Source organism: Bradyrhizobium sp. CB1015 (genome assembly GCF_025200925.1).
Taxonomy (GTDB): Bacteria; Pseudomonadota; Alphaproteobacteria; order Rhizobiales; family Xanthobacteraceae; genus Bradyrhizobium.
Genome location: NZ_CP104174.1, coordinates 229,356 through 256,273, shown reverse-complemented (window position 1 = coordinate 256,273; position 26,918 = coordinate 229,356). Strand labels below are relative to the sequence as shown.

21 protein-coding genes are annotated in these 26,918 nt (G+C 66.2%); 8 read left to right on the top strand and 13 right to left on the bottom strand.

Annotated features, from left to right (window positions below; translation table 11 throughout):
• Positions 1-57: 57 nt before the first annotated feature.
• The 10 genes from addA to ubiE all read right to left on the bottom strand — a co-directional run bounded on the left by addA (position 58) and on the right by ubiE (position 16,853).
• Entirely contained in the window at positions 58-3,567 is a 3,510-nt protein-coding gene (gene addA / locus N2604_RS01195; protein ID WP_260373455.1) for a double-strand break repair helicase AddA, read from the bottom strand.
• A complete protein-coding gene (gene addB / locus N2604_RS01190) occupies positions 3,561-6,707 on the bottom strand; it encodes a double-strand break repair protein AddB (RefSeq protein WP_260373454.1) in 3,147 nt (1,048 codons plus the stop codon). Before addB ends, addA begins: the two co-directional genes overlap by 7 nt.
• Positions 6,708-6,914: 207 nt before the next feature.
• Positions 6,915-7,637, bottom strand: a complete 723-nt coding sequence (locus N2604_RS01185; RefSeq protein ID WP_260373453.1) for a nucleotidyltransferase family protein — start codon at positions 7,635-7,637, stop codon at positions 6,915-6,917.
• A gap of 118 nt (positions 7,638-7,755) precedes the next feature.
• A complete protein-coding gene (locus tag N2604_RS01180) occupies positions 7,756-8,073 on the bottom strand; it encodes a PilZ domain-containing protein (protein WP_036009083.1) in 318 nt (105 codons plus the stop codon).
• Between the two features lie 86 nt (positions 8,074-8,159).
• Positions 8,160-9,692, bottom strand: coding sequence for a tRNA (adenosine(37)-N6)-threonylcarbamoyltransferase complex ATPase subunit type 1 TsaE (tsaE, locus tag N2604_RS01175; protein WP_260373452.1), 1,533 nt, complete (start codon positions 9,690-9,692; stop codon positions 8,160-8,162).
• Positions 9,689-12,193, bottom strand: coding sequence for a PAS domain-containing sensor histidine kinase (locus N2604_RS01170; RefSeq protein ID WP_260373450.1), 2,505 nt, complete (start codon positions 12,191-12,193; stop codon positions 9,689-9,691). The genes tsaE and N2604_RS01170 overlap by 4 nt, the downstream gene beginning before the upstream one ends.
• A gap of 367 nt (positions 12,194-12,560) precedes the next feature.
• The gene (gene dut, locus N2604_RS01165; protein ID WP_260373449.1) at positions 12,561-13,019 is read right to left on the bottom strand and encodes a dUTP diphosphatase; all 459 of its coding nucleotides are present in this window, start codon (positions 13,017-13,019) and stop codon (positions 12,561-12,563) included.
• Positions 13,016-14,464, bottom strand: a complete 1,449-nt coding sequence (gene coaBC / locus N2604_RS01160) for a bifunctional phosphopantothenoylcysteine decarboxylase/phosphopantothenate--cysteine ligase CoaBC (protein ID WP_260373448.1) — start codon at positions 14,462-14,464, stop codon at positions 13,016-13,018. The genes dut and coaBC overlap by 4 nt, the downstream gene beginning before the upstream one ends.
• Positions 14,465-14,520: 56 nt before the next feature.
• Positions 14,521-16,095: a 2-polyprenylphenol 6-hydroxylase gene (gene ubiB / locus N2604_RS01155; protein ID WP_260373447.1), complete on the bottom strand. Its 1,575-nt coding sequence runs from the start codon at positions 16,093-16,095 to the stop codon at positions 14,521-14,523.
• Entirely contained in the window at positions 16,092-16,853 is a 762-nt protein-coding gene (ubiE, locus tag N2604_RS01150) for a bifunctional demethylmenaquinone methyltransferase/2-methoxy-6-polyprenyl-1,4-benzoquinol methylase UbiE (protein WP_260373446.1), read from the bottom strand. Before ubiE ends, ubiB begins: the two co-directional genes overlap by 4 nt.
• Positions 16,854-16,934: 81 nt before the next feature.
• On the opposite strand from ubiE, the gene mutM reads away from it, so the two are divergent.
• The gene (gene mutM / locus N2604_RS01145; protein ID WP_260373445.1) at positions 16,935-17,840 is read left to right on the top strand and encodes a bifunctional DNA-formamidopyrimidine glycosylase/DNA-(apurinic or apyrimidinic site) lyase; all 906 of its coding nucleotides are present in this window, start codon (positions 16,935-16,937) and stop codon (positions 17,838-17,840) included.
• 502 nt (positions 17,841-18,342) lie between these two features.
• On the opposite strand, the gene N2604_RS01140 is transcribed toward mutM, so the two are convergent.
• Complete coding sequence (locus N2604_RS01140) at positions 18,343-19,641, bottom strand: serine protease (RefSeq protein WP_260376405.1); 1,299 nt, start codon at positions 19,639-19,641, stop codon at positions 18,343-18,345.
• On the opposite strand from N2604_RS01140, the gene N2604_RS01135 reads away from it, so the two are divergent.
• From N2604_RS01135 to N2604_RS01125, 3 genes are all read left to right on the top strand, one after another.
• Entirely contained in the window at positions 19,541-19,816 is a 276-nt protein-coding gene (locus N2604_RS01135) for a hypothetical protein (RefSeq protein ID WP_260376439.1), read from the top strand. The two genes, N2604_RS01140 and N2604_RS01135, sit on opposite strands and share 101 nt — an antisense overlap.
• A 164-nt stretch (positions 19,817-19,980) precedes the next feature.
• Entirely contained in the window at positions 19,981-20,784 is an 804-nt protein-coding gene (locus N2604_RS01130) for a molybdopterin-synthase adenylyltransferase MoeB (protein ID WP_260373444.1), read from the top strand.
• A 96-nt stretch (positions 20,785-20,880) separates the two neighbouring features.
• Positions 20,881-21,156 (top strand): DUF3303 domain-containing protein, encoded by a 276-nt coding sequence (locus N2604_RS01125; RefSeq protein WP_027572360.1) that lies wholly within the window; start codon positions 20,881-20,883, stop codon positions 21,154-21,156.
• Positions 21,157-21,252: 96 nt separating this feature from the next.
• Here N2604_RS01125 and N2604_RS01120 read toward each other — a convergent pair whose 3' ends face one another.
• A complete protein-coding gene (locus N2604_RS01120; RefSeq protein ID WP_260373442.1) occupies positions 21,253-22,254 on the bottom strand; it encodes a D-glycerate dehydrogenase in 1,002 nt (333 codons plus the stop codon).
• 321 nt (positions 22,255-22,575) lie between these two features.
• Between N2604_RS01120 and N2604_RS01115 the strand changes: the two genes are divergently transcribed.
• Entirely contained in the window at positions 22,576-23,106 is a 531-nt protein-coding gene (locus N2604_RS01115) for an SH3 domain-containing protein (protein WP_260373441.1), read from the top strand.
• Positions 23,107-23,286: 180 nt separating this feature from the next.
• On the opposite strand, the gene irrA is transcribed toward N2604_RS01115, so the two are convergent.
• Positions 23,287-23,775 carry an iron response transcriptional regulator IrrA gene (gene irrA, locus N2604_RS01110; RefSeq protein WP_260373440.1) on the bottom strand — a complete coding sequence of 163 codons (489 nt, stop codon included), beginning with the start codon at positions 23,773-23,775 and terminating at the stop codon, positions 23,287-23,289.
• Positions 23,776-24,128: 353 nt separating this feature from the next.
• Between irrA and fabA the strand changes: the two genes are divergently transcribed.
• The 3 genes from fabA to fabI all read left to right on the top strand — a co-directional run bounded on the left by fabA (position 24,129) and on the right by fabI (position 26,850).
• Positions 24,129-24,650, top strand: a complete 522-nt coding sequence (gene fabA / locus N2604_RS01105; RefSeq protein ID WP_260373439.1) for a bifunctional 3-hydroxydecanoyl-ACP dehydratase/trans-2-decenoyl-ACP isomerase — start codon at positions 24,129-24,131, stop codon at positions 24,648-24,650.
• 39 nt (positions 24,651-24,689) lie between these two features.
• Entirely contained in the window at positions 24,690-25,913 is a 1,224-nt protein-coding gene (fabB, locus tag N2604_RS01100) for a beta-ketoacyl-ACP synthase I (protein ID WP_260373438.1), read from the top strand.
• A gap of 136 nt (positions 25,914-26,049) precedes the next feature.
• Positions 26,050-26,850: an enoyl-ACP reductase FabI gene (fabI, locus tag N2604_RS01095; RefSeq protein WP_260373437.1), complete on the top strand. Its 801-nt coding sequence runs from the start codon at positions 26,050-26,052 to the stop codon at positions 26,848-26,850.
• The last annotated feature ends 68 nt before the right edge of the window (positions 26,851-26,918 follow it).

The following is a 26,918-nucleotide window of genomic DNA, read 5'->3' as shown; positions in this document are numbered from 1 at the left end:
CTCGGTTGAAAGAGAATCGGCGCGACCTGGAATCGCGCCCGGGATCATGCGGTCAACCTATGAACGGCCCCTTGCCGGGTCAAGGACGCTCACACCGAGATGAAGGGATGCCAGCGCCGCGTCCAGCGCGGGGGCCGAAATCTCCATATATTCAAGGGCCTCGGTCCAGATCAGGACGGCCCTGACCGGCTTTTGGGGATAAAGCCGCGACAGCACCGCCCGGTACAGCGCAAGCTGGCGGACATAGGCCGCGGGTGCCTCGGCCGCGCTCTTGGGCGCTGCCTGGTTGGTCTTGAAGTCGACGATCAGGACCTCCTCGGGGCGCACGACCAGCCGGTCGATCTGCCCCGATACCAGGGCCGGGGTGCGGCCCGGCCGCTCCAGCCGGCCGGCGATCGCGACCTCCGCCCGGCTGCCGGCGGCAAAGACGGGCGCGAAACGCGGCTCAGTGATCAAGGCGAGTACCTTGTCGGCCAGCGCGATGCGGTCGGCCTCCGGCCAGTCCGAGGCGTTGCGCGCCATGAAGCCGAGCGCGGCCTCGCGCCGGCGCTCGCTGGCGATGTCGGGCAGCGATTGCAACAGCCGGTGCACCAGCGTGCCGCGTTGCAGCGCCAGCGCGCGCGACTGGATCGATTCGCCCGATCGGACGCTGCGGCCCTCCTCGGCAGACTGGCCCGAGGGGCGCACGGGATCCTCGTCAATGGTCTCGCGCGGCGCCAGTGTCCGCAGCCAGTCCGGCAGCGCGATGGTCTGGTGCACGGTGCTCGCCGGCGCGCCCAGCGCCGCGACATCCTCCGGCCGGGCGAACCGCGTCACCTTGCCGAGCGGCGTCTCGACCACCTGCTTGTCGAGGCCCGAGCCTTTGAGCCCGGTGTCGACGAGGTCGTACCAGCTGAGCTTGCGCACCGTCTTCATATTGCCGGGCATGCAGCCGCCGACGATCAGCCGGTCGGCCGCGCGCGTCATCGCGACATAGAGCAGGCGGCGATATTCGTCCTCGGTCTCCTCCAGCATCGCCTTGCGCGCCTCGGCCACGGGCTTGGGATCGTCGGCCTTGCGGCCGGCCCAGACCACGACCTCGCCGCCATTGCCGCGCGGCACGTGGATCAGCCGCAGCCGCTGCGAGTCCGCGGGCGAGGACGTGGTGTCGACCATGAACACGACCGAGGCCTCGAGGCCCTTGGCGCCATGCACCGTCATCACCCGCACCTCGTCGCGCGAGATCTCCATGTCGCGCTTCACCTCGGTGTCGGCCGAGCGGAGCCAGGCCATGAAGCCCTGCAGCGAGGCCGGCGCCTTGCGCTCGTAGTTCAGCGCGAGCTCCAAAAATTCGTCGAGCGCGTCGTTGGCCTCGTGGCCGAGCCGGCGCAGGATCCGCGCACGTCCGCCGTCGCCGCCCAGCAGCCAGGCGTAGAACGCGAACGGCGTCTCGTCGCGGGCACGGATCTCGCAGGCTTCCAGGCGTCGCAACGCCGTGGCGAATTTCTCGCTTGTGGCCGCATGTTCGCCGAGCGCGCGGCGCAGCGATCCGTTGCGGTCATGGGCGAGCTTGAACAGATCGTCGTCGTCGAGCCCGAACAGCGGGCTCTTCAGCGCCACCGCGAGCGCGAGATCGTCCTGCGGCAGCAGCAGCGCGTCGGCCAGGTTCATCAAGTCGATGATGGCGATGTGCTCGGTGAGCTTGAGCCGGTCGGCGCCCGCGACCGGAATGCCGGCGTGCTTCAGCGCCTGGATCACGGCGTCGAAAGCGTTGCCGCGCCGGCGCACCAGGATCAGCATGTCGCCGTAGCGCAAGGGACGACGCTCGCCCTCGTGTCCTGTCAGCGTGCCGCTCTCGACCAGCCGCTTGATCTCGGCCTGGATGCGCCGGGCAAGCTTCACCTCCGGGCTGGTGACGGCGACGCCGTCGAACGGCGCGCGCCAGCCCTCGATGTCCTGCCGATCGTCGGCCTCCGCGAGGTCCCACAGCTCGATCACGCTCGGACCGGCATCGGCGAGCGCGTTGTGCAGGGGATGGCCGATCTCGACCGAATGGATGCTCTTGTAGATCGCGGGATCGCGGAAGACGTGGTCGACCGAATGCAGGATCGTCGCGCCCGAGCGGAACGAATAGGTGAAGGCGACCGGATCGAATTTCAGCCCGGCCGCTGTGAACTTGCGGTGCAGCTCGCGCCGGCGCGCGTCGAACTCGTGGGGAGCGGCGCCCTGGAACGAGAAGATCGACTGCTTCTCGTCGCCGACGGCGAAGATGGTGCGGTTCAGCCCTTCGCGCGCGCCTTCGCCGGCGGTGAACTCGGAGATGATGTGCGCAATGATGTCCCATTGCCGCGGGCTGGTATCCTGCGCCTCGTCGATCAGCACGTGATCGACGCCGCGGTCGAGCTTGTAATGCACCCAGCCCGAGGCAATGCGGTCCAGCATCGCCAGCGTCTTGTCGATGAGGTCGTCGTAGTCGAGCAGGCCGCGCTCCTGCTTCTCGCGGCGATAGTTCGCGGCGGCCGCGGTCGCGATATGCAGCAGGGCCGCGGTGCGGTCCCGAACCGTCACCGCGCGACGCTTCTCGATCAGCCCCGCAAGGCGCTGCGCCTCGGCTTCGAACAGGTGGGCGACGGACGGATTGTGATCGCAGAACTTCTTGGTCAGCACCGCCTTGCGCGGCAGCTTGTCGTCGGTGAGGAACACGGACAGATAGGCATCGACCTGATCGCTGCCGGAAAACACTGTTGCCGCGCGCAGCCGCCCCGCCTGGTCATTGTCGGATTTGCTGCCGTCCTCCAGCGCGAAGGCGACGTCGTCCCAGCGCGCGCGCGACAGGAAAGGCCCATCGAGAATCTCCGTCTCGACGGTCTCGATGCGGTCTGCGACGTCGACGCCCAGCACTGAAGCCATCTGCACGGCAGCGGCTTCCGCGTTGCCGGCTTGGTCGGTCCAGGCCATGAAATGATCGCGGCTGAGGCACGCTTCGCGCACGACCTCCTTGAAGGTGACATCGGCGGCGCTCGCCATCGCGGTCAGCAGCGCGCGGCCGGTGACGCTCTCCGGGCCGCGCGCGGCTTCCAGCAGCACCTTCAGATTGGCACGCTCCATCATGTCAGTCTGGTCGCGCTCGTCGATCACGGCGAAGCGCGCGGGAACGTTGGCCTCGAACGGAAATTGCTGGAGCAGGCGTGTGCACAGCGCGTGGATGGTCTGCACCTTCAGACCGCCCGGCGTCTCCAGCGCGCAGGCGAACAGCTTTCGCGCGTCGCGGCGCAGCTTTGCGCCGGGATGCGGGATGCCGACCGCGCGGATCGCTGCGTCCAGCGCCTCATCGTCCAGCGTCACCCAATGACCGAGCGTGGTGAAGACGCGCTCGGCCATGTTGGCGGCGGCAGCCTTGGTGAAGGTGATGCAGAGGATTTTTTCCGGCGGCACGCCCGACAGCAAGAGGCGGATCACGCGCTGCACCAGCACATGGGTCTTGCCCGAGCCGGCATTGGCCGACACGAAGGCCGATGCAGTCGGATCGGAGGCACGCGCCTGCCGCGCGCGCACCTCATCGGGGATGGGACGCGGCGCCTTCACCATTCCTCGATCCCCAATCCGCCGGCCGCGGACCATTCCTTGATCCGGGCGAGGTCGTCATAGGTGCCATAGCGGTTCGCCCACATCGGCAGGTTCAGCGAGGTGTAGGGTTGGTTCTGGTCCTCGAAGGCGCGGATCAGCGCCTCGAGCTTGGCCCGCGCCTCGGCGGCTGCCATATCCGGCGGCTGCGGCTCGTCGCCCGGCTTGAACTTGAGCTCGAGGATGCGTTCCTCGCCCGGCGGATTGTTGCCGCTGAGGCGGACATAGACGAGCTGGCTCACGGATGCGCCGGCGTCGATATCGGGAAAGCCGCCCTCACGCAGGATCGCGGCTTCCAGCGTCAGCTGCGGCGACAGGCCCATGCGGACCTGCTTGCCGGTCGGCGGCTGGCCGGTCTTGTAGTCGAGGATGGCGTAGAAGCCGCCCTTGCGGCGCTCGATGCGGTCGGCGCGCGCAGAGAGGCGGAAGCTGCGCTGAGGATCGAGCGTGATCGAGATCTCGCCACGGGTTTCCGCGACGATCGCCTCGATCGCCTCGCGCCGCGCCGTCTCCCATTCGCCGAACCAGCGCGCGATGCGCTGAAAGCGCGGCCACCACAGCGCGCGGGCCTCGGGCCGTTCCATCAGCGGCGCAAAATGCTTCTCGCCGATCGCGCGCAGCACCCGCGCGGGATCGTCCGGCAAACGCGTGGCATAACTTTCCGTGAATTCGCCGATGGCGTCGTGAATGGCTGAGCCGCGATCGGCGGCCGAGAGCGGCATGTCGACGGGGTCGAGCGCATCGAGCCGCAAGATACGTTTGGCGTAGATCGTGTAGGGATCGCGCAGCCAGTCCTCGATCTCGGTGACGGACATCTTGAGGGGCCGTGTCGCGCGCGGCGGCCGGGGCTCCGGCTGCTTGATCGGTTTGACCTCGTCGGGCTGGTCGAGCGCGGCTGCGAACTGCACGTATTTTTCGCCGGCGCGAATGGCGGCCTTCCAGAGCTCGTCGCCGGCCACCGCCTCCAGCCGATGCAGAAAGCGCGAGGCCACCGCCGGCGCGCCGCCGGCCTTGGCGGAATGAGTGAGAATGACCTCGTCGCCGCCGAGCAATTGCGCGAAGTCATGGGCGGACAGGCCGATACGGCGCTCCGGCAGATCGAGCCCGAGCTCGTGCCGCATCGGCCGGCTGAGCCAGGGATCGATGCGCGGCGCCGGTGGCCAGACGCCCTCGATCAGGCCGCCGATGATGATGCGGTCGGCCTGCATCAGGCGCGATTCCAGCGGGCCGTAGATTTGCAGCCGCGCGCCCGGTCTGTCGCGCCGCCGCACCGCGCGATCACTGAATGCCGTCTGGAAGACGTCCGCGTAGTCAGGCAGCGGCACCAGCAATCCGCTGGTCGTGCCGCCGCGCAAGAGATCGTCGAACGCGCCGGCGAGCGCGACACCGTCGCGATCCTCGAAGGCGAGCGGAATACCCTGCTCGTCGCGCGACAGCTCGATCATGCTCTCGCGATGCCGATGCGCGAGCTCGGCGAAATCATAGGGCTTCGAGTGCGGCAGGCTCTCGATCGGCGCCAATGCCTTTTGCAGCGCATCGATCAGAGCTTGGATGCGATCGAGATCCTCGGCTTTCAAGCGCGCCCGCGGCTCGGCGCGATGCAGCGCGGAGACCTCGCCGCGCCACAGCTTTGCCAGCTCCTCGCGGAAGCGGTTGAATTCGCGCAGGAGGCCGGCCGTGCCCGCAGGTGGACGCGTGCCGCGCAGCACCGCAAGCTCCAGGCTCTCGATTGCCATCTTCCACGCACCCGGCGCGCGGCCGAGCCGGCACAGCGGATGCTTCAGCATCGCCAGCAATGTCGGCGGCTCCAGGCCCTTGGTCGCCGCCTCTGCCGCGAGGCGCGCAAACGTGCCTGCGGATGTCTCCATCAAGACGTCGCCGCCGGAATCGTCGAAGGCGAGATCCCATCGGGTCAGCGCCGCCATCACCCGCCGCGCCAGGGCGCGGTCGGGCGTCACCAGGGCAGCCGACTTGTCGAGATGGCGCGCCTCGCGCATGGCGATGGCGATGGCGAGCGCTTCCATTTCAGGATTGGGCGCTTCGACCACGGCGAGGTTCCTCATGCCGCCCGCGATCTTCGCGGCGACATCGGGCTGCTTCAGACGGTCGTGCCAGACTTCGGTCTTTGCGGATGGCCGCATCGATTCCGACGCAAGCAGGTCGCGCCCGCCTTCCGCTGCCGGCTGCAAAATCTCGACATCGCTGCGCTTGATGCCGAAGCGTTGCAGCAGCGCATTCATGGCGTATTGCGGATGGTTCGAGGCCGGATGCTCCGCGAACTTGCCGAGCGCGTCGCGCACGCCGCCGATGCTGCGCCAGGCGTCGTCGTCGAGATCGGTGTCGAGTCCCGGCAGCACCACGGCGCCATGCGGCAGCAATGCGACCGCATGGAGAAACTTTGCGGTGGCCGGCATCGAGCCGGTCGAGCCCGCCGCGACCACGGGTCCATTTGGATGCGCGGTCAAGCGCCTCGCTTCCGCGGCGATCAGAAGATCGCGCCGCGCGGCCGGCTCGATCCGGTTGATCTCGGCGAGATGATTGGGCCAGGCGATGCGGGCGATGCGCAGGAATTCGAGCGAGTGCTGCCAATAGCGGTCGAGGTTATCAGGCACCAGCCCATCGAGCGCGCTCCAGTCGACGCCGCGCGTCACCATGTCGTCGATCAGGCGCGCGAGATCGGAAGCCAGCGCCAGCGTCGAGGCGGGGCCGCCGACCACCAGTGGCGCCAGCACCGGGCCCTTGGCCCAGGCGGCGACGAGCTGCGCCAGCGTCAGCCGCCGTTCGAGCTCGCCCAAGCGCGGCGGAATGTCGAGCGGCGCGGTCCCGGAAAACTGTTCGCTTTCGCCCGCGAAAGCGAGTTCGTCCTCGTCGATATCGCCGAGCGCGACGATGCGCGGCAGCACGACGGCATCCGCCTTCATCTCGTCGAGGAAGATCTCGCGCACGACCCGCATGGCGCGCCGCGTCGGCAAATACAGCGTGGCATCAGCCAGCCGCGCCGGTTCCTTGCGCGCCTCGAACCCCTCGACCAGCCGCCCGTCGAGCAGGGCCGTGACGACCGTGCGCAGGAAGGGAACTGAGATGGGAACGCTGAAAACGCGCATGGGCCGCCTGATTCGAAGGATCAGGCAATATAGGGAGGTGGAGTCGAATGGTCATTGGTGGAGGAGGAGTCGTCCCCGCTGTTCGCCGAGGTTCGTAGCCCGGATGGAGCGCAGCGCAATCCGGGATGGTCTCTCCACGGCGAGAGAGGCCCCGGATTACGCTACGCTCCATCCGGGCTACGGCACCGAGGCAGGAGCGAGAGCGCCCTACGCCACGCTCTCCAAAAACGCCTCTTCCGCGGCGTGCACGGCATCGGGCGTGCCGACATGCATCCAGACGCCGTCGAGGCGCAGGCCGAACAGCCGCTCCTGCTCCTCGGCGCCGTCGAACATCTTCGTCAGCGAGAATTCGCCCGCAGGCGCATCCGCAAAGATCGCCGGCGACATGATCGCGGCGCCGGCATAGACGAACGGAACGACCTCCTTCTCCTTGCGCTTGCGCAAGGCACCGTCGGGCAGCATGCCGTAATCGCCGCGGCCGCCATAGCCGATGCTGGTCGCGGTCGGCGCCATCAGGAGCAGGATGTCCATTCGATCAGGATCGAAGTTTTCGGCGAGCCGCAAGAGGTTCGAGCGCACGCCGTCGATCCATAGCGTGTCGGAATTGACGTGAAAGAACGGCGCATCGCCGAGCAGCGGCAGCGCCTTGACCACGCCGCCGCCGGTGCCGAGCACCTGGTCGCGTTCGTCGGAGATGGTCACGCGCGGAAGCCGGCGCGATGCGACGTGATCGATGATCTGGTCCGGCAGGTAATGCACGTTGACCACGGCCTCGGTCACGCCGGCCTGGCCGAGCTTGTCGAGCACGTGGTCGAGCAGCGGCTGGCCCGCGACCGGCACCATCGGCTTCGGCATCTTGTCCGTCAGGGGGCGCATGCGCAGGCCAAACCCTGCGGCGAGCACCATGGCTTTGGTCGGTTTGACGGACATCCTTCCCCTTCTCGGACCTTTCGCGATCGCAGCAATCCTAACACGAGGCTCGATCTGCCGCACCGCATCTCGACCGCCTTAACCACCCGCCGTGACGGTTGTACGACGGGTGTTGCCGTCACGCCCCAACGGCTGTGGAACGTACCTTCTTCTTCTTGTCGCCCACTTTCAGGAAATTGACACCGATCTGGTCGCCATTGACCCAGGCCAGTTCGCAACGCCGGTAGGCGAGCCCCGTGGACGACAGCAGGAGAAAGAATTCCTTCAAATGCAGGCCTTCGACCGACCCGTCGATCGTCAGCTTGGCGCCGGTCTCGGAGACGTCCTCCATGGTGCAGTCGCGCCGCCAGGTGCCGTCGATACCCATCATCTGGGCCGAAAACCCGCGCTCGAAAATAACCCGGCTATTTCCGCGCTGATCCGCTTTCGCTGCCATCTGCCCGCTCCAGCCCCGTAATGACCCGGCTGCCTCGGCGCAAGAATACCGAGGTCTTGGCTAACAGCCGGTAAATCGGCCCCGAATCAGGCCTGCGGCGGGCTTTGGGGCGCCGGCACGTTGGCGAGATACCAATCGCGCAGATGGCTGAGCGCGGGATGCGCCAGCGAGCGCTGGAGATAGGTCCAGATCCGCGGCTGGTGGCGCAGATAATGCGGCTTGCCGTCGCGGCGGTTGAGCCGGGCGAAGGTGCCGAGCAGGCGCGTGTTCCGCTGCGCCGACATGATCGCGTAGAGCTCGGCGAAGCCGGCGGCGTCGAAGCTCGTATCCTGCGCCCGCCGCGCCTTGATGTAGCGCGACAGCAGCGTCAACTCGATGGTCTCGGGCACGTCGATGCGGGCGTCCTGGAGCAGCGACACCACGTCGTAGGATTGCGGCCCCAGCACGGTGTCCTGAAAATCGATCACACCGACGCGTTCGATGCCGCTGCGCTCGCCGAGCCAGATCAGATTGGGCGAGTGATAGTCGCGGATGATCCACGTCTTCGGCGCCGCCAGCGGCCTCTTCAGCAATTCGCGCCACATCGCGAAAAATTCGCCGCGCGTCTCGTCGCTCAGCGGCGCGTTGCGATCGGGCAGATACCATTCCGGCATCAGCCCGATCTCGATCACCAGCGCCTCGACGTCGAAGACCGGGATCGCGTAGGTTTGCCCGTCCAGCGGCAGCGTCTCCGGGAGCGCCTTGCCGTGCAGCATTGCCAGCACGTCGGTCGCGGCTTCGTAGCGCTCGAGAATCGGTCGCGGCGGATCGCCTTCGATCACGCCCTCGCTGCCGAAATCCTCGGTGATCAGGAAGCCATGGTCGAGATCGGAATGGTGGATGGCCGGCGCCGAGATTCCCTGGGCGCGCAGACCTTCATCGATCGCGACGAAGGGCTTTACGTTCTCGGCCAGATGCACCGCAGCGCTGTAGGATTTTCCGTCGTAGAGCGCGGCGCCATCGGGCCGCTGCGGAAAGTTCATGAGGATGACGATTTCCTCATCGCGCAGCAGCCGCGCATAGGAGCGTGTCGAGGCGTCGCCGGCCATGCGCTTGCGCGTCGCATCGATGTAGCCGGATGCCTCGAGGAATTCGCGCAGCGCCTTCAGCCGCGCGACTTGCGCGGCGCCCTTGCCATGGCCGGTGATGTCGGCGGCACGCGCGTTCGAGCCCAGCGCCGGCCGGTGCGTCAGCGCGATGTCGATGCGGTCCTGTGGCATCGCCGATGGGGCGCGCTCCGGCCATTCGATTAGCACCAGCGTGGCATCGGGCAGCGGCGACAGCCCGATCTCCTCGAGCTCGCTCTCGTCCTCGACACGGTAGAGATCGGCATGCAGCACCGGGAAGGGCGGCAGCTCGTAGCCCTGTACCAGCGTGAAAGTGGGACTCGGCACTTCCAGCACGTCATCGCCGGCGAGATAGCGGATCAGGCTGCGCGCCGCCGCGGTCTTGCCGGCACCGAGATCGCCGGTCAGGGTGATGACGTCACCGGGACCGACCAGCAGCGCGAGGTCGGCCATCAGCTGTGCCGTGGCCGTCTCGTTGTGAAGCGCGACGGAGAATGTGGTTGTTTCCGTCATTCGGCGGCGTCGCGATGCGCCGCCTGGTCGGTCGGGAAATCGCAGATCACGACCGTGCCCCTGCCGACGATCGAATCCACCCGAACCTTGCCGCCATGCAGCTCGACGAAGGAGCGCACCAGCGACAGGCCGAGCCCGGCGCCGCGATGACGCGAGCCCTGCGAGCGGCTTTCGAACCAGTTGAACACCTTGTCCTTCATGTCGGCGGGTATTCCAGGGCCCGAATCTGTCACGGTGAAGACCACGCTGCGTTCGGTGCGCCGCGCGCTGATGCCGACGGTGGAATCCTGTGGAGAAAACCCGACGGCGTTGGCGAGGAGGTTATAGAGCACCTGCACCACGCGCTTCTCGTCGCCGACGAAGCTGCCGACATCGGGCGCGATCTCGACCTTGAGGCGGATGCGGTCGGTGGCGAGCCGGTCCTGGATGCCCTCGGCGGCAAGCTCGATGGCCTTGCTGACGTCGACCTGCCCGAGTTCCAGCTTCATCGCGCCGGCGTCGATGGTGGCGAGATCCAGGATGTTGTTGGTCAGCGCGAGCAGCGCGTTGGTCGACTTGGTGACGTAATCGAGATATTCGGCCTGCTTCGGCGTCAGCGGTCCGGTCGAGGGATCGCTGAGGAAATGCGCGAAGCCGATGATGGTGGTGAGCGGCGAGCGCAGCTCGTAGGAGACGTGGTGGACGAAATCCACCTTCATCTGGTCGGCCGCCTCCAGCGCCTCGTTGCGCTCGCGCAGTGCGCGCTCGACATTCTCGGTGTCGGTGATGTCCTGGAACGTCAGCATGGTGGCGCCGTCGGGCAGCGGCCGGATCATGCCGTCGAGCACGCTGCCGTCCTTGCGCTCCAGCTTCAGCGGCACGTCGGCGCGGTTCTCGATCGAGGTGATGGCCTCGCGGATCTGGCGCCAGACTTGCGGATCGTCGAACAGCTGATGGCACCAGCCTTCGACGGTCTGGATATGCGGCTCGTCGCGCATGGCATCGCTCGACAGCTTCCACATCCGGACGAAGGCCGGGTTGAACAGCTGCGCCTTGCCGTTGCTGCCGAACACCGCGACGCCCTCGGCCAGGCTATCCAGCGTCTCGCGCTGGACGCGGATCAGACCGTCGAAGCGGCGGGCGAGGTCGAGGCTCTCGGTGACGTCGTCGAACAGATAGGTCACGCCGCCCTCGGGGTTCGGCGTGGTGACGACCGAGAGCGCGCGGCCGTCAGGCAGATACCAGGTCTCCTTCGCGGTCTCGACCGCGCGATAGGCCTCGTGCAGCTTGGCCTTCCAGGCACGGAAATCCGGCTGCTCCGGTAATTTGCGCGCGGCGCGGAGCTGGTCGAGCACGCTGGAATCGTCCGGATGGGCGTCGAGGAAGTTGCGATCGAGATCCCACAGCCGGCGATAGGAATCGTTGTAGAAGGCAAGGCGCCGCTGGCCGTCGAACACGGCCACGCCGGAGGAGAGCTGGTCGAGCGTGCGGCGGTGCGCCTCCGCCATGCGCACCAGCGCCGAGCTCAGCGCATCCGCCTCGCTGGCATCGATGGCGACGCCGACGCTGCCGCTGCCGACATTGACGGCGCGCACGTCGTAGATGCGCCGCTCGCCGCCGATCACGATCGGCAGCCGCGAGGTGAAGCCGGCCGCGTCCTTCAGCCCCCGCTCCATCGCGGTGCGGTCGGCACTGTCGAGCAGCTCCAGCTTGCGCTCCTGGGCATCGATGGCGCTGGTCGCCTCGGTGGCGCGCACATAGGCCGGGTTGGCGTAGGTCAGGGCGCCGTTCTCCCCCTTTGCCCAGATCGGCCACGGTGCGGCCGCGGCAAAGCCACGAAGCATCTCAGTCTCGTCGGAGAGCGCCTTGTAGCGCAGATGGGTCTCGGCGAGTTCGCGGCGGAGGCCCGAGAGCTCGCGAATGCGGACGATGGCCTGGCCGCCGATGGCGCGCCCGATCGCTTCCAGCATATGGCCGTGCGCGGTGGTCAGTGTCAGCTGGAACCCGTCGCCGCGCTCGCGCAGCGCATCGACGGCATGGTCCATCTGCAGCGCCGGTTCCGGCGGCAGCCAGGTTCCGAACGCCAGCACGCGCTGCGGCGAGGAATCGCGCGGCAGCACCATCGCGATGTCGCCGGAAATCTGCGCGCGGTTGTCGCCGGCGGGCCACGAGATCAGGATCTGCGGCTCGGCGAACAGCAGCGCGCCGAAGCGGTCGGCCTGAAGTTGCAGTTCCCCGATCCGCGCGCGCAGCCGCGCCTCGTTCTTCGCAGTGCGCACCCGAGTGCGCATCAACAGGATCGCGGCCAGGACCGAAAAGCCGAGCAGCGCCAGCGCGGTGGCGAGCACCGCAAGTTCCTGCCGGTTGAAATCCATCACGAGGGAAAGGGTGTCGATGAGGTCGGCGGCCTCGGCCGGCGCAGCCGGCAGCAGCGCTGCGAGAGCGCCTCCCACCAAGCCGTTGCGCGCCAGCGATGTGCACGACAGCAGCGTCCGACGCATCGACACGATCACGCCTGACATAGTTGCCCCAAGACCGCACGAATTGACGCGCGGCGACCCCCGTCGCGCGCGAATCAAAAGACAATACCCTCACCGCGACTCCGCCGGTAAGAGTCCAGATCGTGAACGCAAAGGCGGCCCCACAAAAATGCCCCGCGTGTTGTTCCAACGCACGTGATTCTGCGGATGATTTCGCCTGGGATTACCGTGATTTAGCGTGTCAGGCGGATTGCCTGCCACGATGCCGGTGCGCTCCTTCCCCCGCTTGCGGGGGAGGGTTGGGGAGAAGGTGTCTCCGCGATGGGCCAATCCCCCAGAGGAGAAAACCCTCACCCGCCGCGCTCTGCGAGCGCGACGGCCTCTCCCGCAAGCGGGAGAGGCAAGAAAGCTAGCGTCCGGTCGAACCAAAACCGCCGGCGCCGCGATCGGTCGCTGACAAGGTGGCGACGGGAACCAGCGCGGCCTGCACCACGGGGGCGATCACCATCTGCGCGATGCGCTCGCCGCGCTTGATCACGAAAGGGGCGGTGCCGTGATTGATCAGGATCACCTTGATCTCGCCGCGGTAGTCCGCATCGATCGTGCCCGGCGAATTCAGCACGGTGACGCCGTGCTTGGCCGCCAGCCCCGAACGCGGCCGCACCTGCGCCTCGTACCCGGGCGGCAAGGCGATCGCGAGCCCCGTCGGCACCAGCGCATATTGGCCAGGCGCGAGCGTCATGGGCTCGTCGTTCGGCACCGCGGCCATCAGATCGAGGCCGGCGGCCTCGCTGGTCTGATAGACCGGCAGCGGCAGGCCTTCAGCGTGGGCGAGACGTTGCAGCTCGACGGTAACCTTCGTGCTCAAGATGCGGACTCCAGGGATTTGCCGGTCACGCTTTTCGCAATATGCGCGACCAGTTCGATGGCGACCTGTTCCTTGGTCATCGCCGGCCAGGAATCAACTGCAATCTCGCCGTCCTGTGCACCGTTTTTGCGGCTGAGCAGGTGGACCGTGTTGCGGTCGCCGCCCATCACCCCGGTGGCGGGCGAGACGTCGTTGGCGACGATCCAGTCGCAGCCCTTGCGCGCGAATTTCGCTTTGGCGTTGTCGATGAGGTGCTCGGTCTCGGCGGCAAAGCCGATCACCAGCCTCGGGCGCTTGTCGGTAAGCTTGGAGATCGTGGCGAGGATGTCGGGGTTCTCGACGAGCTGAAGCGGCGGCATGCTGCCTGCGGTCTTCTTCAGCTTCTGCTCGCCCTCATTGGCGACGCGCCAGTCGGCGACCGCGGCGGCGAAGATCGCGACGTCGGCAGGGAGCGCGGCTCTGACCTGCTCCAGCATCTGCCGCGCCGATTCGACATGCTTCACTGTCACGCCCGGGGGATCGTCGAGGTCGACCGGGCCGCTCACCAGAGTAACCTCCGCACCCGCGGCCTGCGCAGCGGCGGCGATGGCAAAGCCCTGCTTGCCGGAGGAGCGGTTGGCGATGTAGCGCACCGGGTCGATCGCCTCGTGGGTGGGACCGGCGGTGATCAGCACGCGCTTGCCGGCGAGCGGCTTCGGCATCGGCGGCCGCAGCAGCCGTTCGGCGGCATTGGCGATCTCGATGGCTTCCGACATGCGGCCCGTTCCGGCTTCGCCGGCTTCGGCCATCTCGCCCGCGTTCGGGCCGATCAGCACCACGCCGTCGCGCTGGAGCTGGGCGACGTTGCGGCGCGTCGCCGCGTTGCTCCACATCAGCGGATTCATCGCCGGCGCCAGCAGCACCTTGCGGTTGGTCGCAAGCAGGATGGCGCTGGCGAGATCGTCGGCATGACCGTTCGCCATCTTCGCCATCAGGTCGGCCGTCGCCGGCGCCACCACGATCAGGTCGCAGTCGCGCGCGAGGCGAATATGGCCGGCGTCGAACTCGCTCTGCGGGTCGAACAAGTCCGTGTAGACGCGCTCATGCGAGAGTGCGCTCGCGGCCAGCGGCGTCACGAATTGCTGAGCCGCCTTGGTCAGCACGCAGCGCACCTCGATGCGGCGCTCCTTCAGCCTGCGGATCAGGTCGAGCGACTTATAGGCTGCGATCCCGCCGCCGATGATCAGGGTGACGCTGGCCTCGGGAAGGGCGCCAGTGCGCTGAGGCGTCGGGGCGGACACGGCCGGCGGCACCGCAAACGGCGTCAGCGGCTCCTCGCGGCCCTCGATCAGCTCCCGCAGGATGACCCGGACCTCCTCCTCGACCGACCGGTGGTTCTTGGCCGAGCGCAGCCGCAGATAGGTTTTGACGGCGTCGTCGAGCTTGCGGATGGTCAGGCTTGCCATGACGCCCTCCGGCACGGAATGATAGCGATGCTATCACTTGCGTGATTGCAATGCAATCATAGATTCCGGACAGCGATCAGAATCCCGATGAAGGTCGCGGCGATGATCCAGAGCGCCACGGTGCGCCAGCGGTTCTTGCGGCCCTCGCTGCGTCCCATCGCCGCGATGCTCTCCGGCGACAGCCTGATGCCCTCCCGCGTCATGGTCTCGAGCTGCTCGAGCACCTTCACCGACCGCTCGGCGATCTCCGGCAGGCGCATCATGACCCGCGCGATGTCCCCGGTCCCTGCGAGCGCTCCCTCGATGCGGCCGATGGGTCCGAGATTGCGCTTGATCCACTCGCGCACCACGGGATCGGCGATCCTCCAGATGTCGAGCTTGGGATCGAAGCCGCGTGCCACCCCCTCGACCACCACCATGGTCTTCTGCAGCAGGATCAGCTCGGGCCGCGTCCTCATGTCGAACAGGCCGGTGACTTCGAGTAGCAGCGTCAGGAGCCGCGCCATCGAGATCTCCTCGGCGGTGCGGTTGTGAATGGGCTCGCCGATGGCGCGGATCGCTTGCGCGAAATTCTCCACCGAATGATGCGCGGGCACATAGCCCGCCTCGAAATGCACCTCGGCAACGCGGCGGTAGTCGCGGGTGATGAAGCCGAGCAGGATCTCGGCAAGGAAGCGCCGCTCCTTCATGCCGAGCCGGCCCATGATGCCGAAATCGACCGCAACGAGACGGCCGGTATCATCGAGGAACAAATTTCCCGGATGCATGTCGGCGTGGAAGAAGCCGTCGCGCAGCGCATGGCGCAGAAAGCTCTGGATCACTTTGCGGCCGAGATCGGGCAAATCGACCTGTGCCTCTGCGAGGCGCTTGTGATCGTTGAGCGCGATGCCGTCGATCCACTCCAGCGTCAGCACGTTGTGCGTGGTGCGGTCCCAGTCGACGGCGGGCACGCGGAAATCTGGATCGTCGCGCGTGTTCTCCGCCATCTCCGACAGCGCGGCGGCTTCGAGCCGCAGGTCCATCTCCATCGCGACCGAGCGCGACATGGTGTTGATCACCTCGATCAGGCGCAGGCGCCGCGCCTCGGCCGAATAGGCCTCGGCCTTGTGCGCGACGAAGAAGAAATCGGAGAGATCGCGACGGAAGCGCGCCGCGACGTTGGGCCTCAGCACCTTGATCGCGACCGGCCTGCGGACGCCGTCGCGGAGCACCTCGCCGCGATGAACCTGCGCGATCGAGGCCGCCGCGACCGGCGGGCCGAAGCTGACGAAGACGTCCTTCAGCGGCCGTTCCAGCGAGGTCGCGATCGTGATCTCGGCTTCCTCCTGCGGAAACGGCGGCAGGCGGTCCTGCAGGCTTTCGAGATCGCGCGCCATGATGACGCCGACCACGTCGGGGCGCGTTGCCAGGAATTGGCCGAGCTTGAGATAGGCCGGGCCCATCCGCGTCAGCGCGCGCGAGATCCGCGGACCGTGCTTGGCGCCGCGGCGCTCGACGATGCGCGCCAGCTTCAGCGCGAGTTGCCCCGGCGGCGGCACCAGGCTCGGATCGACTGCGCCGAACACGCCTTCGCGCGCAAACACGAACGCGGCGCGGATCAGGCGCGCAAGGTGGGTGACAGCAGAGATCACAAACGCCAGCCCGAATGCAGAGCGACGATGCCGCCGGAGAGTGTCTGCCAGCTGACGCGGGCAAAGCCGGCCTCGCGGATCATGTCGGCGAAGGCGGCGGGCTTCGGAAACTTGCGGATCGACTCGACGAGATATTGGTACGACTCGGCGTCGCCCGTGACCATGCGCCCGAGCGGCGGGATCACCTTGAACGAGAACAGATCATAGAGCTTGTCGAGGCCGGGCATCTCGACGGTGGAGAATTCCAGGCACAGGAAGCGGCTGCCGGGCCTCAGCACGCGATAGGCCTCGCGCAGCGCGAGGTCGATCCGCGGCACGTTGCGGATGCCGAAAGCGATCGTGTAGGCATCGAAGCTGCGGTCGGCGAAACCGAGCGCCTCGGCGTTGCCTTCGACAAAATCGACCTGGGTGTCCAGATGACGCTTGGCGGCGCGCTCGCGCCCCACGGCGAGCATGTCCGGATTGATGTCGCACACCGTGGCGTGGAAGCCGGGACCGGCCGCCTTGGCGGCGCGGAACGAAATGTCGCCGGTGCCGCCGGCGACGTCGAGCAGCGCGAACGGCCGGTCGCCCCTGGGCGGATCCAGCGCGGTGATCATGATGTCCTTCCAGACCCGGTGCAGGCCACCGGACATCAGGTCATTCATCAGATCATAGCGCGACGCCACGCTGTGAAACACATCGTTCACCAGCGTCTGCTTGTCCCCGAGGGGAACGTCCCTGAAGCCAAAATGCGTGGTTTCGCCCGGCCGATCCATTACTCTACTCCACTCGGCGGACCATAGCCTGCCCGCCGCAATGGCGCTATCACACCGCCCTCATAAGGTGAATGCCTGACCATGCCTGAATTGCCTGAAGTCGAGACCGTCCGCCGCGGCCTTCAGCCCGTGATGGAGGGTGCGAAAATCCTCAATGCAGAGGCCCGCCGGCCGGATTTGCGCTTTCCGTTCCAGCCCGACTTCGTGGCCCGGCTCAAGGGGCAGGTCGTCACGGGCCTGGGGCGCCGTGCAAAATATCTCATGGCCGATCTCGCCTCCGGCGACGTGCTCTTGATGCATCTGGGCATGTCGGGCTCGTTCCGCGTCATCAAGCCCGACGACGAGGCTCAGCCCGGCGAGTTTCACTATCCAAAGGCCAAGGACTCCGCGCACGACCACGTGCTGTTTCGGATGTCCTCAGGCGCCGACATCGTCTTCAACGATCCGCGCCGTTTCGGTTACATGAAAGTGATCGCGCGCAACGCGCTCGAAGACGAACCGCTGCTGCGCGGGCTCGGCCCCGAACCGCTCGGCAACGAATTCGACGCGGCGATGCTGGCGCGCTCCTGCCAGGGCAAGACCACCAGCCTGAAGGCCGCGCTGCTTGACCAGCGCGTGGTGGCCGGGCTCGGCAACATCTATGTCTGTGAGGCGCTGCACCGCTCGCATCTGTCGCCGCGGCGCATTGCGGCGACACTGTCGACGAAGGCCGGACAACGCAAGGGCGTTGCCGGGGGCGAGCCGACGGATCACGCCAAGAGACTGGTCGGTGCGATCCACACCGTGCTGAACGATGCGATCAAGGCCGGCGGCTCCAGCTTGCGCGACCACCGCCAGACCACCGGCGAGCTCGGCTATTTCCAGCACTCGTTCAAGGTCTACGACCGCGAAGGCGAAAAATGCACGACGCCGCGCTGCGGCGGCATGATCAAGCGGTTCGTGCAGAACGGCCGCTCGACCTTCTGGTGCCCGAAATGTCAGAAGTGACGTAGCGCCGTAGCCCGGATGGAGCGAAGCGCAATCCGGGGCCGGCCTTTCCGCGGAGTGACTTTCCTGGATTGCGCTTCGCTTCATCCAGGCTACAGGAGGCCGTCATTGCGAGCGCAGCGAAATGCATTGAAGATCAATCCTTTGGAGTGCTGGGTCAGGGATACGCCACGCGAACGTGCATCGCTTCTGGATGCTGAGCGCTTCTCGCTCAGGACGTGCCGGCCCGATCCAAAGGGGACCGCGGAGGTCCGAATCAACGGTAACGATGCTGGCGGAATAGCGAATGCCAGCGAATCCGTACCATTACCGGCTCCGTAGTCGTACGTAAGAGGGTTGGCCGTCGTGCCCCGGACAAAGCGCAGCGCGAAAGCGATGCGCTGCAGAGCCGGGGCCCAGAGAGCCACTTGCACGGAATTTGAGGACGTATGGGTCCCGGCTCAGCGGAGCGGCATTTCATGCCGCACCACGTCCGGGACACGAGATTGGAATCGGCAGCGGCCTACTTCCGCACGCAGATCACGCGCACGACGGAGGCCTTGGCGTCCGTCGCCGTGCCGTTCGCCGCGACACCGCTCGCCTTCAGGAATCCGCGCACCGCCTCTGCGGAGACCATCACCGCCTGTGACGCCGGCCCCGATGGCGCGGGACCTGCGACCATTGCCGGCTTCAGCAGCGCGATGCCGGCGAACTTGCCGTCGGCGTCGATGGCCGGGCTGCCGGAGAAGCCGACCGCCGGCGGCGGCGAGAGCGCGGAATTGCTGCTGGTCACCGGCGCCAGCGCGGCATTGAGGCTCGACACGGCGGCCGCACCGCCCTGGCTTTGCGGATCGGCGATGCCGACGACATCGACATTCGTCTTCGCGGCCCCGCCGGCGAGGCTGAGCGGCCTCAACCCGCGCGCGCCGTAGATGTGCAGCAGCGCGAGATCGTGCTCCTTGTCCTCGGCGAGACGGTCGGCGTTGCCATGGCCGGCGATCGTGATCGCAACGCAGCCATCGGTGACGAGGCGGTCGGTGACGATCGCACCGTCCTCGCTGACGACGATGCCGGTGCCGTATTCCACGGTCTTGCGTGGCGGCGGCCCGGCCAGCGGTCCCGGCGGAAACGCGTTGAACGCGCTCGACATCGCGATCACGACCGGCTCGACAATGTTCTCGGTTGCCTGGTCGTAGAGGATCGTCATGGTGCGGACCTCGTCGCCCTTGAAGGTGCCGCGGACGTAGAACTTCTTCAGGCCCTGCAATCCCGACAGCACGAAGAAGTCGGGCTTCACCACGGTGTAGTCGACCTTGCGCCCGGACGGCTCCTTTTCGAGCTCGGCGAGCTTTGCCGAGGTCGGGTTCGATTCCTTGCGGCGGCTGAGAACCACCTGCACCGTCCCTGTCGGCGAGGTCCATTTCGAGCCGTTGGCGTCGCTCGTCTGCTGCGGCACCAGCTTGCCGGGAATGCCGAGCCGGGCGCCGCTGGTCGGCTCCGTCACGATCTTCCAGCCGACGCTCTCCTGCTTCTTTCGCGCCGTCTCGGCGAGCGCGGCGCGCTCCTGCGGATTGAGCACGCCGGTCGGCTTGCCACCCTTGGCTTTCTGGTATTCCTTGATGGCGTTGACCATGCGCTCGCTGACGTCGCCGGTGATGGCGCCGTTATACTGGCCCACCCAGGCGAGATCGGACTGGAGCGCCAGGCGCTCCGCTTTTGCCATGGCATCCGCTGTCGCCGACGGCGTCTGCGTTGCGGGAGGCTGGATCGGGACGGTCTGGACCGTTTTCGGCTTGGTGCCGGCGACTTGCGATGTCGTCATCTGGGCGTTCGCGCCTGTGGCGGCCGCAAACATCAAGGTTGCAGCAAGCATCGATCTCATGACAAATCCAGCCAGCCCATTGAACGCCAAGACCTTCAAAAGCATGCCATTGAAAAGCATGCCATTGAAGCACATCTCGTTGGTCGCGAACAACGTAGCGGTGGTTCAGGCCTAAGGTCGAGCCGTGTACACAGGTCCTCATCCTGAGGAGCGGCCTCAAGGCCGCGTCTCGAAGGATGGCCCCCGGTGAGATCCGGGCCTGCATGGTTCGAGACGCGCGTTCCGCGCTCCTCACCATGAGGCGTGAAAGCGATGGCTTGGTAGGAAAGGTGTACGACGATGCTGAGCCCGGACGAACTCGAACGCTATGCCCGCCACATCGTGCTGCGCGACGTCGGCGGTCCCGGCCAGGCGGCGCTGAAGCGGGCCTCGGTGCTGGTGATCGGCGCCGGCGGGCTCGGCGCGCCCGCGCTGATGTATCTGGCGGCCGCCGGCGTCGGCACGCTCGGCGTCGTCGACGACGACGTGGTGTCGCTGTCCAACCTGCAGCGCCAGGTGATCCACACGACGCCCGATATCGGCCGGCACAAGGTCGAGAGTGCGGCCGAGCGGATCGCGGCGCTCAATCCGCATGTCCGCTTCGTCGGTCATGCCACCTGGCTCAACGCCGACAATGCGCTCGCCCTGATCGGCGATTACGATCTCGTGCTCGACGGCTCCGACAATTTCTCGACGCGCTATCTCGTTTCCGACGCCTGCTTCTTCGCCAAGCGGCCGCTGATCACCGCGGCGCTCGGCACCTTCGATGGCTCGCTCACCACCATCCGTGCGCATGAGACGAACGAGCAGGGCGAGTTCAATCCGACCTATCGCTGTCTGTTTCCCGAAGCGCCGCCGCCCGGCACCGTGCCGGCCTGCGCCGAGGCCGGAGTCATGGGCGCACTGGCGGGCGTGCTCGGCTCGATGATGGCGTTGGAGGCGATCCGCGAGATCGTCGGTTTCGGCGACGGCCTCGTCGGGCGCCTCCTGATGATCGATGCGCGCGCGATGCGCTTCGAGACGCTGCGCTATGCGCGCGATCCCGCCAATCCGCTCAACGGCGATGGGCCTGTGTTCGAGGATCTGAGCGTCCATCGCGCGTAGGCGCGTGGTACGAAAATAGACACTTGCAAGCGTCTCTGTTCGTGATTGAATTCGCCTCGCCGCAAGGCGCATGGAAATTTCAGATTGGAGATTGCTATGAAGTACATCTCGAGCTGGAAATTGCCGCCGAATTTGATCGACTCCGCGATCGAAAAGTTTCTGAAGACGGGAGGAGCGCCACCGGAAGGCGTGAAGATGCTCGGCCGCTGGCACGGAATGAACGGGACGGGCTTTGCGATTTCGGAGAGCAACGACCCGAAGGCCATGTATCAATGGTATGCCCAATGGGCCAACGTGATGGAGATCACGGTTACTCCATGCGTTGAAGACGCCGAAGCCGGTCCGATCCTGGCCGCCTTGGCGAAGCAGTGACTGGTTCGGAGCGGTCGTCGTACGCTGCGGCCGCTCCGCTCAAATCTGCGACACAAATCTACGAGCCAAATCTGCGAGCCTTTGGCGAGCAGCGCCTTACAGCATGCTCGGCAGCACGCGATCCGGCGGCTTGTGGGCATCGAGGAAGGTGCGGATGTTGATGATCACCTTCTCGCCCATCTCGACGCGGCCCTCGATCGTGGCCGAGCCCATATGCGGCAGCAGCGTCACCTTGCCGGCCTTGGCGAGCCGCACCAGCTTCGGATTCACCGCGGGCTCGTGCTCGTAGACGTCGAGGCCGGCGCCGCCGATCTCGCCGCCTTCGATCAGCTTGATCAGCGTGTCCTCGTCGGTGACCTCGCCGCGCGCGGTGTTGACGATGTAGGCGTCCTTGCGGATCAGCTTCAGCCGCCGCGCCGAGAGCAGGTGGTAGGTCGCCGGCGTGTGCGGGCAGTTTACCGAGATGATGTCCATCCGCGCCAGCATCTGGTCGAGGCTTTCCCAATAGGTCGCGCCGAGTTCCTCGGCGATCACGGGGGCGACGGGACGGCGGTTGTGATAATGGATCTGCAGGCCGAAAGCGCGGGCGCGGCGCGCCACGGCCTGGCCGATGCGGCCCATGCCGATGATGCCGAGGCGTTTGCCCCCGATGCGGTGGCCGAGCATCCAGGTCGGCGACCAGCCGGCCCAGGGCTTGCCGTCGGTCAGGATCGAGGCGCCTTCGATCATCCGCCTCGGCACCGCCAGGATCAGCGCCATGGTCATGTCGGCGGTGTCCTCGGTCAGGACTTTTGGCGTGTTGGTGACGGTGATGCCGCGGGCATGGGCGGCCGCGACGTCGATATTGTCGACGCCATTGCCGAAATTTGCGATCAGGCGGAGCTTGCAGTCGGGCTGGTTCACCACGTCGGCGCTGATGTGATCGGTGACGGTCGGAACCAGCACGTCGGCGGTGCGGGCGGCTTCCGCGATCTGCTCTCGCGACATCGGCGTGTCGTCGAGATTGATCCGCGCATCGAACAGCTCGCGCATCCGCGTCTCGATCGAATCCGGCAGCTTGCGCGTCACAACGACGAGGGGCTTTTTCTTCACCGACATGTCCTGCTCTCATGAGGCACAGCAACCGGCCTCTGTCGCCAAAGGCCGGTCGTTGAGGCCTCATTAACCCGGTTGTTCGACACTGCCCTTGCCGTGTCCGTCCCCGGCGTTTCCTCCAAGCTCACCCGACATTTCCGGCCGGAAAATCGGGGCCAATTGGTTGCTCAAATGCCCGTTCTCTCTAGCAGAAGGCCGGGCCAAGACAAGAACCACGGCTCAAGGCTTGGAACCCGCGTGGGGCGGGGAGAAGGGGCAGGCGCGGCAGGGTTTTGGAATTTGGGGTGAGGGCCCGGTTTGCCGGGTCTTCGAAGGAGACGGTTGATGGCGTTGGGGCGTGTTTGTTCGGTGATGGCGCTCGTTTGCACCTGGTTGAGCGTCTCGGTCGGCCCCTTGCATGCGGCGAAGGACAATAGCCCGCAGACCGCCAGCGGCTTGCCGGTGCCGCGCTATGTCAGCCTCAAATCGGATCACGTCAACGTTCGCGCCGGCCCGACCAAGGACAATGACGTCGCCTGGGTCTACACCCGTGCCGGCTTGCCGGTCGAAATTACCGCCGAGTTCGAGAACTGGCGCCGGGTGCGCGATTCCGAAGGCGCCGAGGGCTGGGTCTATCACTCGCTGCTGTCGGGTCGCCGCACCGCGGTCGTCACCATGAAGCACAAGGACGACCTCGCCCCGATCTATGACCGGCCCGATCCCGATAGCGCGGTTGCGGCAAAGCTCCAGGCCGGCGTCGTTACCCAGGTCAAGAAATGCGCCGCAGGCTGGTGCCGCGTCATCGGCAATGGCTTCGACGGCTGGATCCAGCAGGAGCGCCTCTGGGGCGTCTATTCGGACGAGCAGGTGAATTGATGCGATAGAGCGAAGCGGCTGCTCCAACGTCTTGCCCGAGCTTGTCCCGGGCATCCACGTCCTTCACGCCCCGTCCAAAAACGTGGATGGCCGGGACATGGGCGAGCGCAAGCGACGCCGTCCTTCGGACGGCTATGCCCGGCCATGACGACGATCTCAGCAGTTTAAGACGAGCTGATCTCAGCGCTTCTTGCGCAGGCGCACGACCATGTCGATGCGGGAGATCTCGTAGCCCTCGGGCACCTCGGGCATCTTCGACAGCGCCAGATGCGGATCCTCGATGTCGACCAGCTCGTGGCTGTTCTCGAGGTAATAGTGGTGGTGGGTGGTGACGTTGGTGTCGAAATAGGTCTTGGTGCCGTCGACGCTGACCTGGCGGAGCAGGCCGGCATCGGTGAGCTGGTTCAGCGTGTTGTAGACGGTTGCCAGCGACACCGGGACCTTGGCGAGGGTGGCTTCCTCGTAGAGCATTTCAGCCGTGAGGTGGCGTGCGCCCTTGCCGAACAGGAGCCAGCCCAGCGCCATGCGCTGGCGCGTCGGCCGCAACCCTGCGGACTGCAGCATTTCGTTGACGTCGTGCCAGGGACATCCGGTCAGGGCCGGCTGGCGGCCGGACAGGAGGGCCGCGGCATGGTCGTCGTCATGTTGGGGCGCGGTATTCTCGTTCATTTCCAGGATTTCGGGCACGCGTGAACAATATCTCTCTGGAATATAAGAACAGAAAGATGCAGATGCAAGTTTCTCGCAACTAGAGAGGTTCTAATCAGGCGAGGAACCGCCCGGGGAGCGCGTCATTTTACCTTCATGTCTGCGCTTTGCCACCCGAAATCGCCTGTGTTAGAGAGCGCGCGGTTCCGCTTAGCCGATTTTGGCGCGGCCGGGCATGGAGGCCCGGTCGGCAGTCCATCCGAAGCTTGCGCAGGTCGCGGCCGGCGGTGGCAATTGGCGTCGCTCTCCGATCGAGACGGGGCCCATTTTCGCCAGAAACGCCGCTCAATCGGGATTTGAACAGAGGCTCGTGAATGCTGAACAGGCGCAACGGTTACGACTACGAAGATCTGCTGGCCTGTGCCCGCGGCGAGATGTTCGGCCCAGGCAATGCCCAGCTGCCGCTGCCGCCGATGCTGATGTTCGACCGCATCACTGATATCAACGACAATGGCGGCGAGTTCGGCAGAGGCCTGGTGCGCGCCGAGCTCGACGTGAAGCCCGACCTCTGGTTCTTCGGCTGCCACTTCAAGAACGATCCCGTCATGCCCGGCTGCCTCGGCCTCGATGCGCTGTGGCAAATGGTCGGCTTCTACCTCGGCTGGAGCGGAGGTGAAGGCCGCGGCCGGGCCCTCGGCCTGAGCGAGCTCAAGTTCAGCGGCCAGGTGCTGCCAGAAGCGCGCAAGGTTGTGTACAACGTCGATATCAAACGCGTGATGCGTTCAAAGCTCGTGCTCGGCATCGCCGACGGGTGGCTTTCGGTCGATGACCAGATTATTTATCGCGCCAAGGATCTGAAGGTCGGCCTGTTCAAGCAAGGCACGAGCCTGGGCTGAGCGCATTACCAAGAAGACAACGATTGAGGCGAGGCTGTCATGAGGCGGGTTGTGGTCACCGGGATGGGCATCGTCTCGTCCATCGGAAACAACACCCAGGAAGTGCTTGCGAGCCTTCACGAGGCGAAGTCGGGCATTTCGCGGGCTGAAAAATATGCCGAGCTCGGCTTCCGTTCGCAGGTGCAAGGTGAGCCGACGCTCGATCCTGCGACGGTGGTCGACCGCCGCGCGATGCGCTTCCTCGGCCAGGGCGCGGCGTGGAATCACATCGCCATGGAGCAGGCGATCCAGGATTCCGGCCTGTCGCCCGACGAAGTCTCCAACATCCGCACCGGCATCATCATGGGCTCCGGCGGCCCCTCGGCGCGCACCATCGTCGAAGCCGCCGACATCACCCGGTCCAGGGGACCGAAGCGCGTCGGCCCGTTTGCGGTGCCGAAGGCGATGTCCTCCACGGCCTCCGCGACGCTCGCGACCTGGTTCAAGATCAAGGGCGTGAACTATTCGATCTCCTCGGCCTGCGCGACCTCGAACCATTGCGTCGGCAATGCCTATGAGACCATCCAGATCGGCAAGCAGGACGTCATCTTCGCCGGCGGCTGCGAGGAGCTGGACTGGTCGCTGTCGGTGCTGTTCGACGCCATGGGGGCGATGTCCTCGAAGTACAACGACACACCGGCCACGGCCTCGCGTCCCTACGATCTCAATCGCGACGGCTTCGTCATCGCCGGCGGCGCCGGCGTCTTGGTGCTGGAAGAGCTCGAGCATGCCAAGGCGCGCGGCGCGCGCATCTATGGCGAGGTCGTCGGCTATGGCGCGACCTCGGACGGCCACGACATGGTGGCGCCGTCGGGCGAAGGCGCCGAGCGCTGCATGCGCATGGCGATGTCGACCGTGAAGACCAAGGTCGACTACATCAACCCGCACGCGACCTCGACGCCGGCTGGCGATCCGCCGGAGATCGAGGCAATCCGAAAAGTGTTCGGCGTCGGCGAGAAGTGTCCGCCGATCTCGGCGACCAAGGCGCTGACCGGCCACTCGCTGGGCGCCACCGGCGTGCAGGAAGCGATCTATTCGCTGCTGATGATGAACAACGGCTTCATCTGCGAGAGCGCGCACATCCAGGAGCTCGACCCCGTGTTCGCCGACATGCCGATCGTGCGCAAGCGCATCGACAACGCCAAGATCGGCACCGTGCTGTCGAACTCGTTCGGCTTCGGCGGCACCAACGCCACGCTGGTGTTCAGCCGGCTGGATGCGTGATCTCTGACCTTGTCATGCCCCGCGAAGGCGGGGCATCCAGTACGCCGCGGCTTCTCTATTTATCACGACGGTCTCTGGAATACTGGATCGCCCGCCTGCGCGGGCGATGACGTCGAAAATAGGAGCGATGGCGGCAATGGAAGGTTTGATGAAAGGCAAGCGCGGTCTGATCATGGGCATCGCCAATGATCATTCCATCGCCTGGGGCATGGCGCGGACGCTGCATGCCCATGGCGCCGAGCTTGCCTTCACCTTCCAGGGCGAGGCGCTCGGCAAGCGCGTCAAGCCGCTGGCGGAGCAGCTCGGCGTCGATCTGGTGCTGCCTTGCGACGTCGAGGATATCGCCAGCGTCGATGCCGCCTTCGCGGTGCTGCGCGAGAAGTGGGGCAAGCTCGACTTCGTCATCCACGCGATCGGCTTTGCCGACAAGAACGAGCTGAAGGGCCGCTACGCCGACACCAGCCGCGAGAATTTTTCGCGCACCATGGTGATCTCCTGCTTCTCGTTTACGGAGGTCGCAAAGCGCGCCGCCGAGCTGATGACGGAAGGCGGCAGCATGGTCACGCTGACCTTCGGCGCCTCGGAGCGCGCGATGCCGAATTACAACGTCATGGGCGTGGCCAAGGCGGCGCTGGAAGCCTCCGTGCGCTATCTCGCCGCCGATTTCGGACCGCGCGGCATCCGCGTCAACGCGATCTCCGCAGGCCCCATTCGCACCCTGGCCGGCTCCGGCATCGGCGAGGCGCGCGCCATGTTCGCCTTCATGCAGAAGCACGCGCCGCTACGCCGCGGCGTCACGCTCGACGAACTCGGTGGCTCGGCGCTGTATCTGTTGTCGGATCTCTCCGGCGGCGTCACCGGCGAGATCCATTATGTGGATTCCGGCTACAGCACCATCCTGATGCCCCGGCCGGATGATTTGAAGGCGTCGGAATAGCTTCGTAGCCCGGATGGAGCGCAGCGAAATCCGGGCTACTGCAGCTCCTCGGCCACCCCTCGCATTGT